The sequence below is a fragment of the Nonomuraea sp. NPDC050643 genome (genome assembly GCF_040654715.1).
GTDB lineage: Bacteria > Actinomycetota > Actinomycetes > Streptosporangiales > Streptosporangiaceae > Nonomuraea.
The window spans coordinates 223,577-236,881 of record NZ_JBFAIM010000010.1 but is presented as its reverse complement, the minus strand read 5'-3'; the positions used below and the strand labels follow the sequence as shown (position 1 = coordinate 236,881).

Sequence of the window (13,305 nt, the reverse complement as noted above, 5' to 3'; positions counted from 1 at the left end):
TTCCCACCGGCATCCCGGCCGACCCGCCCCCGTGCCGCTGGGCCGGACCAGGCGTATTCACGGCGGCTTCAGGGCGGCTCCCACGGCCACCCGTGGTGACCTACCCGCCGCACGCTCCTGACGGCTCCACGCCGAGCACCGGTCGGCGGTGTACGCCTACGCGGAATGGCGGACCAGGTGGGCACGGACGCTCTCGACGTCGACCCCCTGCTCCTCGGTCCGGTCGATGCCGAGGCCGCTCAGGATGGTCAGGACGTCGATCCAGTGCCGGCAGGCCTCCCCCGGCCGGTCGAGCGCGGCGTGGGCGTGGGCCAGGCCGTCGTGGGCGCGGGCCCGGTCGCTGGGCTGGTCGAGGTCCGTGGCCAAGGCGAGCGCCTGCCGATGGCTCTCCAGCGCCTGCTCCGCCCGCCCGCTCTGGAGCTGCAGCCGCCCCAGGCTGTGGACGGCCTCGAACTGCCAGTTGCGGTTGCCGATCTCGCGAGCCAGGTCGAGGGCCCGCCGGTAGCCGTCGCGGGCCCGCTCGTGCCGCCCCTCCGCGCGATGCAGGTCGCCGAGCGCGTTGAGGACGCTGAGCTCGCCCAGCCGGTGGCCGGCGTCGCGCGCCAGGCTGAGCGCCCGGGTGAAGTAGCCGATGGCGGGCTCGTGCCCGCCCCGCTTGAGATGGATGCGGCCCAGGCCGATCAGGGCGCGCAGCTCGCCGATGCGGTGACCGATCGAGCGGGCGATGCCGAGCGCCCGCGTCAGGTCGGCGACGCACTGCTCGTGCTGGCCGAGCAGCCGGTGCACGTTGCCGCAGGCGATCAGCGCGTCCAGCTCACCGGTGCGGTGGCCGATGGCCGTGGCGATGGCCAGCGCCTGGGTGAAGTGGCGGGCGGCCAGCGTGTATTGTCCTTGGACCCCGAGGATCATGCCCAGGCTGTTGAGGGCCCTCACCTCGCCGGAGCAGTGACCGATGGCACGGGCGACGGTCAGGGCGCGCGTGATGTCCTCGGTGGCCCTGTCGCGCCGGCTCTGCATGCGGCTGATCTCGCCGAGCGCGATGAGCGCCTCCGCCTCGCCCAGGCGGTCGGCGGTGGCGCGGGCGACGGACAGCGCCCGCGTGTGCAGGCCCTCGGCCTCGGCGTAGCGGCCACGGGTGAACAGGCACCGGTGCAGCGTGGCCGACAGGTGCAGGACGTGGCCGGGCAGGCCGTGCTGGGCGAGGGCCAGCAGGTTGGCCAGCTCCGCGTCGAGCCAGGCGGTGGCCGCCGCCACGTCGGGCATGGACGCGGTGCCGGACGGCGGGCGCGGGCGCGTGTCGGCCTCGTAGGGGTAGAGGCGGTCCATGGCGGCCGAGGCGGCCCGGCTGTAGTGGTCGAGCAGGCGGGTCAGCGCGGCGCGCCGGTCGGCCTCGGGCTCCTCACCGGCGGCGGTCGTGGCGGCGTGGGCGCGGATCAGGTCGTGGAAGCGGTAGCGGCCGGGCACCGGCTCCTGCAGCAGGTGCGCCTCCAGCAGCCGGTCCAGTGAGCGGCCGGCCTGGGCGGGCGTGGTGTCCAGCAGCGCGGCCGCCGCCTCCGGCGCGATGTCCACCCCGGCGTGCAACCCCAGCAGCCGGTATGCCCGCCGCTCGGCCTCCCCCAGCTCCCGATATGACAGGTCGAGCGCCGCCGCGATGCTGCGCTGCCCGGCCCGCAACTCGCCCAGCCGCCGCCGGTGCTCCTCCAGCCGCTCCAGCAAGTGGCCCACGCTCCACGCCGGATGCGCCTTGAGCCGGGCCGCGGCCAGCCGGATCGCCAGCGGCAGCAGCCCGCACCGCCGCACCACCTCGGCCGGCTCGTCGCGCGCCGCCCCGGCCACCCGCTCCGCCCCGGCGGTCTGGGTGAACAAGGCGATCGCGTCGGCCAGGGGCAGGACGTCGACCGACACCGTACGGGCGTCGTCGAGGCCGACCAGCCGCCGCCGGCTCGTCACCAGCACCACGCAGCCGCCCACGCCCGGCAGCAGCGGGCGCACCTGCGCCTCGTCGGCGGCGTTGTCCAGGACGATCAGCATCCGGCGACCGGCCAGCACGCTGCGGTAGAGCGCGGCCCGGTCGTCGGCGTGCTGCGGAATCGACTCCCCCGGCACGCCCAGCACGCCGAGCACGCGGGCGAGCGTGTCGGCGGGATCCGCCGCGGCCACGCCCTGCGTGTAGCCGTGCAGATCGACGAACAGGTCACCGTCGGGGAAGCGGGGGGCCAGCCGGTGTGCCGCGTGCACGGCCAGCGCGGTCTTGCCGACCCCGGCCATGCCGTCGATCGCGGTGATCACGACCGTCGCGGCGTCGCCCACCTCGCCGAGCAGGGCCAGCTCCCGCGCCCGGCCGACGAACGCCGGCACGTCGACGGGCAACTGCCGTGGCGCCTCCCTCCGGGGTCCCCCGCTCCCGGTCGCCCACCGGAGGCCCGCCACCCGGCCGCCCACCACGTGCGGGGAGCCCTCTCCGCCGTCCGCCCACGGGGTGCTCCCCGCCGGTGGGAAATCCTCCGCGGTCCCGCTCGCCGATCGGGAACCGGGCGCGCTCTCGTCCGCCGCCCGCCGGGAATCCTCCGCGTTCGCGTTCGCCGCCCGGGTCAGGGCCGCCAGCTCCGCGTCGTCCAGCTCCAGCGCCGCGGCCAGCGACCGCACCGACGTGCTGCGCGGGCGCCGCAGCTCACCCGCCTCCAGCCGGCGCACGCTGCGGACGTTGAGCCCCGCCCGCGCCGCCAACTGCTCCTGGGTCAGCAGCGCCCGCTCACGCCACGACCGCAGCAACGCGCCCAGCGGGCCGGCGACGGCACCCCCATGTGCTCCTGACGCCATGAACACAACCCCCGCGCTCACTTGCCCGGATCAGAAACCGACTATTTCACACAGCGCCGACAATCCCGGGGCCCGGACGGCCGGTCACCGGACACGATTCTTATGCCCGGTGAATGTCCGGTTGGCGACCTGGTCCGGCCCCGGCCGGACCTGAAGAGTTGGACACCATGAGGTCCCCCTTCCTGAGCAACGGTCTTCGCGTGGCGCTCCTAGGACCGCTGGAGGTGTGGCGGGACGACGCCTCGGTCGCCCTGAGCTCGCATCGGCTCCGGACGCTGCTGGCCGTCCTGGCCATGGCCGCCGGCCGGACGGTCTCGGTGGACCAGCTCGTCGTCGCGTTGTGGGCGGACGACGTGCCGGCCAACCAGCGGCGTACCGTGCAGACCTACATCTCCCGGCTGCGGCACGAGCTCGGGTCCGAGGTGATCCGCACGACGCCGGAGGGCTACCGGCTGGACGTGGACCCGGACCGGATCGACGCGCTGCGGTTCCGCCGGCTGCTGGGCGACGCGACGCTGTCGCGGGGCACCCGGGCGGAGCTGGACCTGCTGGAGCAGGCCCTCGCCCTGTGGCGGGGCCGGCCGTTCGACGGGGTCGACTCGCCCGCGCTGCACGGGGCCAAGGCCACCCCCCTCGTCGAGCTGCACCTGTCGGCCGTCGAACGGTGGATCGACCTGGGGCTGGCCGAGGGACGCCATGCCGAGCTGGTCGCCGAGGTACAGGAGCTGGCGGCCCGCCATCCGCTGCGCGAGCCGCTGTGGGCGCGCCTGCTCCTCACGCTCGACCGCTGCGGCAGGCAGGCCGAGGCGCTGGCCGGGTACGAGCGGCTCAGGCGCCGCCTCAGCGAGGACCTGGGCGTCGACCCCTCCCCCGAGCTGCGGCGGATCCACCTGGCGCTGCTCAAGGGCGACACGTGGCAGGCCACGCCCATGGCGCCCCGCCAGCTCCCGCCGGGTGTGGCCGAGTTCGCCGGCCGCGGCGACGCGCTGAAGGAGCTGGACCGGCTGTTCGGCGAGGGTTCGAGGACCTGTGTCCTCACCGGCGCCCCCGGCGTCGGCAAGACCGCGCTGGCCCTGCGCTGGGCGCACCGGGCCGCCGAGCGTTTCCACGACGGCCAGCTCCACATCGACCTGCAGGGGTTCGGGCCGTCCGACCTTCCGGTCCGGCCCGACGCGGCGCTGTCGGCCTTCCTCCAGGCCATGGGCGTGCCGCCGCAGCGGGTCCCGCAGGGGCTGCAGGCCAGGGCCGCGCTCTACCGGACGATGCTGGCGGGCAAGCGCATGCTGGTCGTCCTGGACAACGCCCGCGACGCCGAGCAGGTGCGCTGGCTGCTGCCCGGCGGCGCCGAGTGCACCGTCCTGATCACCAGCCGCCAGGGGCTGAGCAGCCTGGTCACCACGGAGGGAGCCGCGCTGCTCACGCTCGGCGTGCTCTCCCGGGAGGAGTCCCTGGAGCTGCTCGCCCACCGCCTGGGCCATGAGCGGCTCGGCTCGGACCGGGGGGCCGCCGAGGAGATCGCCGACCTGTGCGCGGGGCTGCCGCTGGCCCTGGCCATCGTGGCGGGCCGCGCGGCGGCCGGCCCGTCCTTCCCGCTCGGCGCGCTGGCCGCCGACCTGCGCCGTGTCCGCGACGACATCGGGGCGCTGGCCACCCGGGACGCCCTCACCGACATGCGCACGGTGCTCTCCCGCTCGTACGACCTCCTGCCCCCCGACGTGGCCCGCCTGTTCCGGCTGCTGGCCCTGCACCCCGGGCCGGATCTCACCACCGCGGCCGCCGCCAGCCTGGCGGGCGTCGACCGTGCGCAGGCGGCCCGGCTGCTCGACACCCTGCTCGACGCCCACCTGCTGACCGAGGTCGCGCCCGGCAGGTTCGGCTTCCACCCGCTGCTCCACACGTACGCGCGGGAGCTCGCCCGCGTCGTCCCGGCCCATCGGGAGGTGGCGCGGCGGGCGATCGAGCACTACCTGCACACCACGTACGCGGCCGCCCGGCTGCTGGAGCCCGGCACGCGCCTGGTCGCCCTCGACCCGCCCGCCCCCGGCGTACGGCCTGAGCGCCTCGCGAACCACCGGCAGGCGACGACCTGGCTGCGCGCCGAGCACAGCGTCCTGCACGCCGTCCTGCGCCAGGCGCGGGCCGACGGGTTCCACGCCCACGCCGTCCGGCTCGCCCCGGCCCTGGCGGCCTGGTGCGACTGCCGGGCCGAGCGGTTCGGACACCGCGCCCTCGACCACATCCCGCTGACCAGCGCCGATTCTTGACCGGGACTTACCGCGACATAGGAGGATCGCTGCGATTGCGCCCGTTAGCGTGGCGCTTATGACCTCGACGAGGGAGACGGCGTTCACGGTGAACGGCCGTGCCGTCCGTCTGGATCTCGACCCGCGCGAGTCGCTGCTCGACGTCCTGCGTGAGCGGCTGGCGCTGACCGGGACGAAGAAGGGCTGCGACCACGGCCAGTGCGGCGCCTGCACCGTCCACCTGGACGGGCGCCGGATCGTCTCGTGCCTGACGCCGGCGGTCCAGGTGGACGGGCGGCGGGTCACCACGATCGAGGGGGTGGCCGAGCCCGGCGGGGACCTGCACCCGCTGCAGCGGGCGTTCGTCGACCACGACGCCCTGCAGTGCGGCTACTGCACGCCGGGGCAGGTGATGTCCGGGCTGGGCTGCATCGCCGAGGGGCACGCCGGCGACGACGACGAGATCCGCGAGTACATGAGCGGCAACCTGTGCCGGTGCGGCGCCTATCCGGGCATCGTCGCGGCGGTGCGCCAGGCGGCCACCGGCGAGCGGGACGGGTGAGGGTTCATGCGGCCGTTCGCCTACGAGGCCCCCACGACCCTGCCCGACGCGCTGCGCGCGCTGTCGGCCGCCGGACCGGGCACGAAGGTGCTGGCCGGCGGCACCACCCTGTACGACCTGATGAAGCTGGACATCGAGACCCCGTCCGCCGTCGTGGACGTGCGCGCCCTGAGCGAGCTGGCCGGCTTCGACACCGGCGGGCCCCGTGAGCTGACGTTCGGCGCCGGGGCGCCGATGGCCGACGTCGCGGCGGACCCGGTGCTGCTGCGCGACTATCCCGCGCTGGCCGAGTCCCTGGCCAAGGCCGCCTCCCAGCAGTTGCGCAACATGGCCACGGTCGGCGGCAACCTGCTCCAGCGCACCCGCTGCGCCTATTTCCGCGGCGGGCCGCCGTTCCCCTGCAACAAGCGGCTCCCGGGCAGCGGATGCGGCGCGATCGGCGGTCTCGACCGCGGGCACGCGCTGCTCGGCGGCAGCGACGCCTGCGTCGCCACCTACCCCGGGGACTGGGCGGTCGCGCTGATCGCCTTCGACGCCGTCGTGGACGTCGCCGGGCCGCGCGGCGAGCGCACGATCGCCCTGGCCGACCTGCACGTGGAGCCCGGGGACACGCCGGAACGCGAGCACACGCTGGACTGGGACGAGCTGATCGTGCGCATCCGGGTGCCGGTCGCGCCCGCCGGGCGCGGCTCGACGTACCACAAGGTCAGGGACCGGGAGTCGTACGCGTTCGCGCTGGCCTCGGCCGCCGCCGCGGTGGAGCTGGACGGGCGGGGCCGCGTCGAGGACTGCCGCATCGCGGTGGGCGGGGTCGCCACGCGTCCCTGGCGGTGCCGCGAGGCCGAGCGGGAGCTGGTCGGCGGGGTGCTGGACGGGCCCGGCGCGCGCCGGGCCGGCGAGGCGGCCCTGTCCGGGGCGCGTCCGGGCAGGCAGAACGCCTTCCGTGTCGAGCTGGGCGTCCGCACGGTCGCCGAGGCGCTGCGCATCGCCGGGGAGAGGGCCGCGCGATGACACGTCCGCGGCTGCCGCGGGTCGGCGCCAGGGAGAAGGTCACCGGGGCGGCGAAGTACGGGGCCGACCACGCGCCGGACGGGGTGGCGTACGCGATGCCCGTCGTCGCGACCGTCGGCAAGGGCCGGATCACCGACCTCGACGTCCGGGCGGCCACCGCGGTGCCGGGCGTCCTGCTCGTCCTGTCGCACCTCGACGACCTGGGCATCACCCCGGCGGGGTACATCATGGCCGGCGGCTACGCCTTCCAGAGCCTGCAGCCGATGCTGGACGACCGCGTCGCCTACCGCGGCCAGCCCGTCGCGCTGGTCGTGGCCGACACGCTGGTCGCCGCCACCGAGGCGGCCGGGCTGGTACGCGTCACCTATGACACCGAGCCGTTCGCCGTGGAGGTCGGCGCGGCGGGCACCGAGACGGTGCTCCAGGAGGAGGCCCTCCCGCTGCCCTTCCTCGCCGACGTGGTCGTGGGCGACGCCGAGGCCGCGTACGCCGCCAGCCCCGTGCGGGTGGATCAGAGCTACCGGAGCGGCCCGCAGCACCAGGTGCCGATGGAGCTGATCGGCGGCGTCGTGGAATGGCAGGGCGACACCGTGGTCGTGCACGAGGGCACGCAGAGCGTCGGGGCGCTGCGCGGCGGCCTGGCCGGCCAGCTCGGCATCGACCGCGAGCGGGTCGAGGTCATCTCCCCGTACGTGGGCGGGGCCTTCGGCCAGAAGAACTCCCTGCAGCCGCACCTGGGGCCGCTGGCCGTCGCCGCGCGCCGGATCGGGCGGCCGGTCAAGCTGGTCCTGCCCCGGGCGCACACCTTCCACGCGGCCAGCTTCCGCCCCGTGGCCCGGCACCGGATCCGCCTCGGCGCCGACCGGGCGGGCCGCCTGCTCGCCGCGATCCACGAGGTCGACCAGCAGGCGTCGCGGCAGGATCTGCTGCCGGCGACGTATACGGAGATCACCTCGCGCCTGTACGCCATCCCGGACTTCCGCGGCCGGCAGCGGCACGTCAGGACCGACACGCAGACCCCCGGCTACATGCGGGCGCCCTTCGAGCACTCCGCCGCCTTCGCCCTGGAGTCGGCCATCGACGAGCTCTGCCACGTCATCGGCCGGGACCCGGTCGCGCTGCGCCTGGACAACGACGCCGCGACGGATCCGGTGACGGGCAAGCCGTTCTCCTCGCGGCATCTCGGCGAATGCCTGCGCCTGGGGGCCGAGCTGTTCGGCTGGGCGGACCGCACGCCGGAGCCCGGCTCCATGCGCGACGAGGACGGCGCCCTGATCGGCTGGGGCGTGGCGGTGGGCGCCTATCCGTCGCTCACGGTGCCGACGCAGGCCCGGTTGCGCGCGTACGCGGACGGGCGGCTCGTGGCCGAGGTGGGCGGGCACGAGATGGGGCAGGGCATCACCACGGCCCTGACCTGCGCCCTCACCGAGGACCTCGGGATCGTCCCGGAGGCGGTGACCGTGGTGGTCGGCGACACGCGGGCCGTGCCCCACCACCTGACCGCCGGGGCCTGGGGGACCAACAGCACGCTGCGGGCGGCGCACGAGGCGCTGCGTGAGCTGCGCGCCGCACTCGGCCTCGCCCCCGAGGGCCCCGTCGACCTGGCCGCCGCCGTGACGGCGTCCGGCCGCGACCCTGTCGAGGTGGAGGTCGTCACCCAGGGCCCCGGCCAGCCGCCCGAGATGATCGACCGGATGCGGGCCGGCCTGGTGGCCCTGGCCGGCCCGGACTATCCCGGCTACGTCTCGTTCAGCTTCGTCGCGCACTTCGCCGAGGTCCGGATCGAGCCCGTCGTCCACCGCGTACGCGTCCCCAGGGTGGTCAGCGTCGCCGACTGCGGCCGCGTGGCCAGCCCGGTGACCGCCGAGGCGCAGGTACGCGGCTCGGTGGTGTGGGGGATCGGCGCGGCGCTGCGCGAGCACAGCGAGGTCGATCCGCGCTACGGCGGCTTCCTCAACACCGACCTGGCCGAGTACGTCATCCCGGTCAACGCCGACATCGGCCGGATCGACGTCGCCTTCGTCGACCGGCCCGACCACGTGCTCAACCCGATGGGGGCCAAGAGCCTCGGCGAGGTGGCCCTGGTCGGCATGGCCGCCGCCGTGGCCAACGCCGTGCACCACGCGACGGGGCGGCGGGTGCGCCACCTGCCCATAATGATCGAGGACGTCATGTGATCGGAGGCGCGAGGTGGGCCTGGGCGAGCTGGGGGCGTTCCTGAAGTCGCGCAGAGACCGGCTGAGCCCGGAGAGCGTCGGGCTGGCCCGGGCCCTGCGGCTCGACGACGACGAGACCGGCCACCTGTTCCACCTGGCGGGGCGGCCGGCGCCGATCGGTTCGGAGGCGACCCTGGTGCAGCACGCGCTGCGCGGGCTCCTGGATCGCCTGCGCGACACCCCCGCCATGGTGATCACCGACCTGCACGAGGTGGTGACGCAGAACCACGCGGCGCAGGTGCTCGTCGGCCCGCAGGCGGGGCTGACGGGGGTCCAGGCCGGTTTCCTGCACTGCTGCCGCCCAGCGGCTGCTCTGGTTCGTGCCGGACGGCGCCGGCGTGGTGGCGGCGCTGCACGCCCTCGACCCCGCCGACGTCTGGCGCGACATCCCCGGCCCGGCGTTCGGGCTCCGCCGAGGCCGGGGTTGACCACCCCAGGCTGCGCGCTGTCCCCACGAGCCCGATGACGGCACGCTGGAAGGTGGCGGCGCGATCGCGTGCCGCCGGGAGGAGATCATCATGCGCGCAGCAGTCGCGACCGGGGTGAACGCCCCGCTGTCCCTGACCGAACGCGAGATCCCGGAGCCGGGTCCGGGAGAGGTCCTGGTCGAGATCACCGCCTGCGGCGTGTGCTACACCGACCTGAACCTGGTGCGCGGCCACTACCCGTTCGCCCGTTTCCCGGTCGTCCCCGGCCACGAGATCACCGGTACGGTCGCCGCGCTCGGCGCGGGCGTGCCCGGCCTGGCCGTGGGCGACGCGGTCGGAGCCCAGTTCCTGTACGACTCGTGCGGCCACTGCGGCTACTGCGTGTCCGGCGACCAGATCCTGTGCCCGACCAAGCGCGTCACCGGCATCGTCGCCGACGGCGGCTACGCCGAGTACGGCCTGTTCAAGGGCGGCTACGTGACCCCGCTGCCGGTGGGGCTCGACCCGGTGGCCGCGGCGCCGCTGATGTGCGCGGGGCTGACCGCGTTCAACGGCCTGCGGCGGGCCGGCGCCACCCCGAGCTCACGGGTCGCGGTCATCGGCAGCGGCGGCATCGGCGCGCTCGCCGTCCGGTACGCCCTCGCCATGGGCGCGCGGGTCGCGGTGATCGGCCGCTCGGCCGACGGCGCGGCGAGCGCCAAGGAACTGGGCGCCGAGCTGTACGTCGCGAGCCGCGACACCGACCCCGCCGCGGCGCTCAGGGCGTGGGACGGCGGCGCGGACGTCGTCCTGAACGCCGCCCCGTCCAACGAGGCCGCCGCCGCGGCCCTCGGCGGGCTCGCCCCGGACGGCACGCTCGTGCTGTGCGGCTACGACAACACCCCGCTCACCCTGCGGGCGCAGCCGATGGTGCTCAACCGGCTGCGGGTCATGGCCTCGCCGTCCGGCTCACCGCACGACCTGCGGGACACGCTGGCCTTCTCCGCGCGGCACCGCATCCTGCCCGAGGTCACGCCGATCACGCTCGACCAGGCGCCGGAGGCGCTGGAGGCCATGGGCGGCGGGTCCGGCGGCGGGCGCCGGGTCATCACCTTCCGCTGACCCGCCGGGGCCGCTGTCGCTTCTGTACAAGCCCTGGGCTCGCCTTCCCGCCTAATCTCCTAGGCGCCGAACGCGACAAGGAGGGCTTGTGAAAAAGCTGGTCATTTCTGAGTTCGTCTCACTCGATGGCGTGATGGAGGGTCCGGGCGGCGAGCCGGGCTTCCGGCACAGCGGCTGGGTGCTGGAGCATTTCACCCCGGAGCACGACGCCTGCCGCTACGAGGAGCTCATGGAGACCTCGGCCCTGCTCCTCGGCCGGGTCACCTACGAGGGCTTCTCCGCCGCCTGGCCCAAGATGGGCGGCGAGTTCGCCGACCGGATGAACGCGCTGCCCAAGTACGTGGTGTCCGCCACTCTGCCCGAGCCGCTGACCTGGAACGCCTCCCTCCTCAAGGGCGACCTGACCAGCGCGGTCGAGGCACTCAAGCACCAGGACGGCGACGGGCACGTCTTCGTCCACGGCAGCCGGTCGCTGGCTCAGGAACTGCTCAGGCGGGGCCTCGCGGACGAGCTGCGGCTCATGGTCTTCCCCGTGCTGCTGGGATCCGGCGCGCGCCTGTACCCCGAGACGCCCGACAGGCTCTCGCTGACGCTGGCCGGAAGCCGCACGTTCGACTCCGGCGTGGTCCTGCTGACCTACGCCCGCGCCTGACGCGCCACCCGGTCAGCGGACGCGCCGTGGGCCATCAGGTGGGCGGCCGCGAGCGCCTGCCAGGGCCGCCACCGGTCCGCGGCCGTGGCGGGGTCCAGGCCCAGACAGGCCAGGGCGGCGCGGAGGTCCGGGTCGCCGGCGGGGAAGGCCGCCCGACGGCCGAGCCGGAACGCCAGGTCCTGCCGCAGGTCGTCGTCGTACGACAGGGTGTCTGTGCTCGCGTCCGGGCTCGCGTCCGGGCTCGCGTCCGGGCTCGCGTCCGGGCTCGCGTCCGGGCTCGCGTCCGGGCTCGCGTCCGGGCTCGCGTCCGGGTCGAGGGCGGCCGGTGCCGTGAGCGCGCTCACCTCGTCGTCCGCCAGCCCCGCGTGGGACAGGGCGGCCGGCGTCAGGGCGGCGGGCTCGGGGAAGGTGTGGGTGAGGCCGCCCCGCAGGCCGGGGACGACGGTCCCGGCTCCGGTGACCAGTGCCTTCAGCACCGTGGCCGCCTCCGTGGGGGTCCGCCTTCGGCGTACGACCGCCTGGACGGCGGCCTCGAGGGCGGTCCACGCTCCCGGCACCGCCAGCCCGGGGCGCCCGCGTACCAGGGGGCCGAGCAGCGGGTCGGCCGACAGGGCGGCCACCCCGGCCGCCTGGTCGAGGTCGGCGCCGAGCACCCGCCCCACCTGCCCCACGACGTGGATCAGGCCCTCCCAGTACGGCAGGTGCGCGCGCAGCAGCAGGAACCCGTCCCCGCCCGGCGACACCTCCAGGACGCCGGGGGCGCCGTCCACGGTGATCGTCCGCCGGTACGTGTCACCGTCCGCCTCCTCCACCCCCGGCACCGCCCGCGCCGCGAGCAGCCGCAGCACGGCGGGCCAGTCGTAGCCGGGCACGTGCGGCAGCCGCAGCGCCAGCCCTCCGTCGGCGGCCAGCCGGTCGGCGCGGTGCCGCCGGTCGCGCAGGTCGGTGGGCGAGGCCCGGAAGGTCTCCCGCATGATGCGGTTGAACTGCCGCAGGCTCCCGAACCCGGACGCGAACGCCACGTCCAGCACCGTCAGATCGGTGTCGTCCAGCAGCCGCCGCGCGAAGTGCGCCCGCCGCGACCTGGCGAGCTGGTCGGGCGTGGCGCCGAGGTGCCGCAGGAACAACCGGCGCAGGTGCCGCGGCGACAGGCCCATCCGCCCGGCCAGCGCGGCCTCGGCGGCGGCCGGATGCTCGTACGTGCGCGTGTTGCGGGCCAGCGGCCGGGCACCGCACCCGGGCCGGCAGTAGATGCCGGTGGTTACGACGGCCGAGTACGTGGTCATACCTCATGTGTACGCCCACCCGCGGCCCGATCACCGGCCGGATCCGGACATACGACCCCGGCCATGTGAGAGACCCGGTGGTGATGTCCGAATCCGGCCGGACACGCTCGCGTCGCGCCCGCCATCCTCTGATGGCGAATCCGCTCATCCGACGAAGAGGACCATCATGATCGACCAAGCCGCCCGGTTCCGTGCCCTGCACCAGGGCCCGGTGCTCGTGCTGCCCAACGCCTGGGACGCCGCCTCCGCCGCCGTCATCGAGGCCGCGGGAGCGCACGCGATCGCCACGACGAGCGCCGGCGTCTCCTGGGCGAACGGCACCCCCGACGGCTCCGGCCTCGACCGCGACCGCATGATCGACGCGGTCGCCCGCATCGTGGCCGCCGTGAAGGTGCCGGTCACCGCCGACGTCGAGGGCGGCTACGGCGACGTCGCCGCCACCGTGCGCGCGGTGATCCGGGCCGGCGCGGTCGGCGTCAACCTGGAGGACTCCCCCGGCCCTGACGGCGCTCCCCTGCTCCCGGCCAAGGACCAGGCCCAGCGCATCGCCGCCGCGCGGGCCGCCGCCGAGGCCGAGGGGGTGGACCTGTTCGTCAACGCCCGGACCGACGTCTACCTGGCCGGGGTGCCCGGCGACCGGGTGGCCGAGGTCGAGGAGCGGGCGCGCGTGTACGCCGACGCGGGGGCCGACGGGCTGTTCGTGCCGGGGCTGGTCGATCTGGACGTCATCGCCCGGCTGGCGGGCGGGCCGCTGCCGCTCAACGTGATGGTCGGCCCGGGGGCTCCGGCGGTGCCCGAGCTGGCGGCGGCGGGGGTGGCGCGGGTGAGCCTGGGCTCGGCGATCGCCCAGGCCGCGTACGCGACCGCCGCCCTGGCCGCGGCCGAGGCGCTGGGCGAGGGCACCTACGAGACGCTCGCCGGCGGGCTCGACTACGGCACCCTCAACAACGCGCTGCGGTGATCCCGCCGGGCGCGACCCGATACCC

General features: G+C 75.4%; 10 protein-coding genes. 8 read left to right on the top strand and 2 right to left on the bottom strand.

Annotated elements, in window-relative coordinates:
* Positions 1-156: 156 nt before the first annotated feature.
* The gene (locus AB0I15_RS15855) at positions 157-2,820 is read right to left on the bottom strand and encodes a tetratricopeptide repeat protein (protein ID WP_358095229.1); all 2,664 of its coding nucleotides are present in this window, start codon (positions 2,818-2,820) and stop codon (positions 157-159) included.
* Between the two features lie 200 nt (positions 2,821-3,020).
* Between AB0I15_RS15855 and AB0I15_RS15850 the strand changes: the two genes are divergently transcribed.
* The 7 genes from AB0I15_RS15850 to AB0I15_RS15820 all read left to right on the top strand — a co-directional run bounded on the left by AB0I15_RS15850 (position 3,021) and on the right by AB0I15_RS15820 (position 11,033).
* On the top strand, positions 3,021-5,084 hold the full coding sequence (locus AB0I15_RS15850) for a BTAD domain-containing putative transcriptional regulator (protein WP_358095227.1): 2,064 nt from the start codon (positions 3,021-3,023) through the stop codon (positions 5,082-5,084).
* Positions 5,085-5,142: 58 nt separating this feature from the next.
* Positions 5,143-5,625 (top strand): (2Fe-2S)-binding protein, encoded by a 483-nt coding sequence (locus AB0I15_RS15845; protein ID WP_358095226.1) that lies wholly within the window; start codon positions 5,143-5,145, stop codon positions 5,623-5,625.
* A gap of 6 nt (positions 5,626-5,631) precedes the next feature.
* On the top strand, positions 5,632-6,636 hold the full coding sequence (locus tag AB0I15_RS15840) for a xanthine dehydrogenase family protein subunit M (protein ID WP_358095224.1): 1,005 nt from the start codon (positions 5,632-5,634) through the stop codon (positions 6,634-6,636).
* Positions 6,633-8,813, top strand: a complete 2,181-nt coding sequence (locus tag AB0I15_RS15835) for a xanthine dehydrogenase family protein molybdopterin-binding subunit (RefSeq protein WP_358095223.1) — start codon at positions 6,633-6,635, stop codon at positions 8,811-8,813. The genes AB0I15_RS15840 and AB0I15_RS15835 overlap by 4 nt, the downstream gene beginning before the upstream one ends.
* A gap of 13 nt (positions 8,814-8,826) precedes the next feature.
* Entirely contained in the window at positions 8,827-9,318 is a 492-nt protein-coding gene (locus AB0I15_RS15830) for a hypothetical protein (RefSeq protein WP_358095221.1), read from the top strand.
* Positions 9,319-9,370: 52 nt separating this feature from the next.
* Positions 9,371-10,381 (top strand): alcohol dehydrogenase catalytic domain-containing protein, encoded by a 1,011-nt coding sequence (locus AB0I15_RS15825; RefSeq protein ID WP_358095219.1) that lies wholly within the window; start codon positions 9,371-9,373, stop codon positions 10,379-10,381.
* 88 nt (positions 10,382-10,469) lie between these two features.
* Positions 10,470-11,033: a dihydrofolate reductase family protein gene (locus AB0I15_RS15820; RefSeq protein ID WP_358095218.1), complete on the top strand. Its 564-nt coding sequence runs from the start codon at positions 10,470-10,472 to the stop codon at positions 11,031-11,033.
* On the opposite strand, the gene AB0I15_RS15815 is transcribed toward AB0I15_RS15820, so the two are convergent.
* Positions 11,018-12,319 (bottom strand): AlkA N-terminal domain-containing protein, encoded by a 1,302-nt coding sequence (locus tag AB0I15_RS15815; RefSeq protein ID WP_358095216.1) that lies wholly within the window; start codon positions 12,317-12,319, stop codon positions 11,018-11,020. The two genes, AB0I15_RS15820 and AB0I15_RS15815, sit on opposite strands and share 16 nt — an antisense overlap.
* A gap of 166 nt (positions 12,320-12,485) precedes the next feature.
* Between AB0I15_RS15815 and AB0I15_RS15810 the strand changes: the two genes are divergently transcribed.
* Entirely contained in the window at positions 12,486-13,280 is a 795-nt protein-coding gene (locus AB0I15_RS15810; RefSeq protein WP_358095214.1) for an isocitrate lyase/phosphoenolpyruvate mutase family protein, read from the top strand.
* Positions 13,281-13,305: the final 25 nt, after the last annotated feature.

What these genes read in the sequence shown, in the direction of transcription:
- AB0I15_RS15825 (WP_358095219.1), top strand. Translation starts at nt 9,371, where the DNA reads ATGCGCGCAGCAGTCGCGACCGGGGTGAACGCCCCGCTGTCCCTGACC.
- AB0I15_RS15845 (WP_358095226.1), top strand. Translation starts at nt 5,143, where the DNA reads ATGACCTCGACGAGGGAGACGGCGTTCACGGTGAACGGCCGTGCCGTC.
- AB0I15_RS15815 (WP_358095216.1), bottom strand. Translation starts at nt 12,319, where the DNA reads ATGACCACGTACTCGGCCGTCGTAACCACCGGCATCTACTGCCGGCCC.
- AB0I15_RS15840 (WP_358095224.1), top strand. Translation starts at nt 5,632, where the DNA reads ATGCGGCCGTTCGCCTACGAGGCCCCCACGACCCTGCCCGACGCGCTG.
- AB0I15_RS15855 (WP_358095229.1), bottom strand. Translation starts at nt 2,820, where the DNA reads ATGGCGTCAGGAGCACATGGGGGTGCCGTCGCCGGCCCGCTGGGCGCG.
- AB0I15_RS15835 (WP_358095223.1), top strand. Translation starts at nt 6,633, where the DNA reads ATGACACGTCCGCGGCTGCCGCGGGTCGGCGCCAGGGAGAAGGTCACC.
- AB0I15_RS15810 (WP_358095214.1), top strand. Translation starts at nt 12,486, where the DNA reads ATGATCGACCAAGCCGCCCGGTTCCGTGCCCTGCACCAGGGCCCGGTG.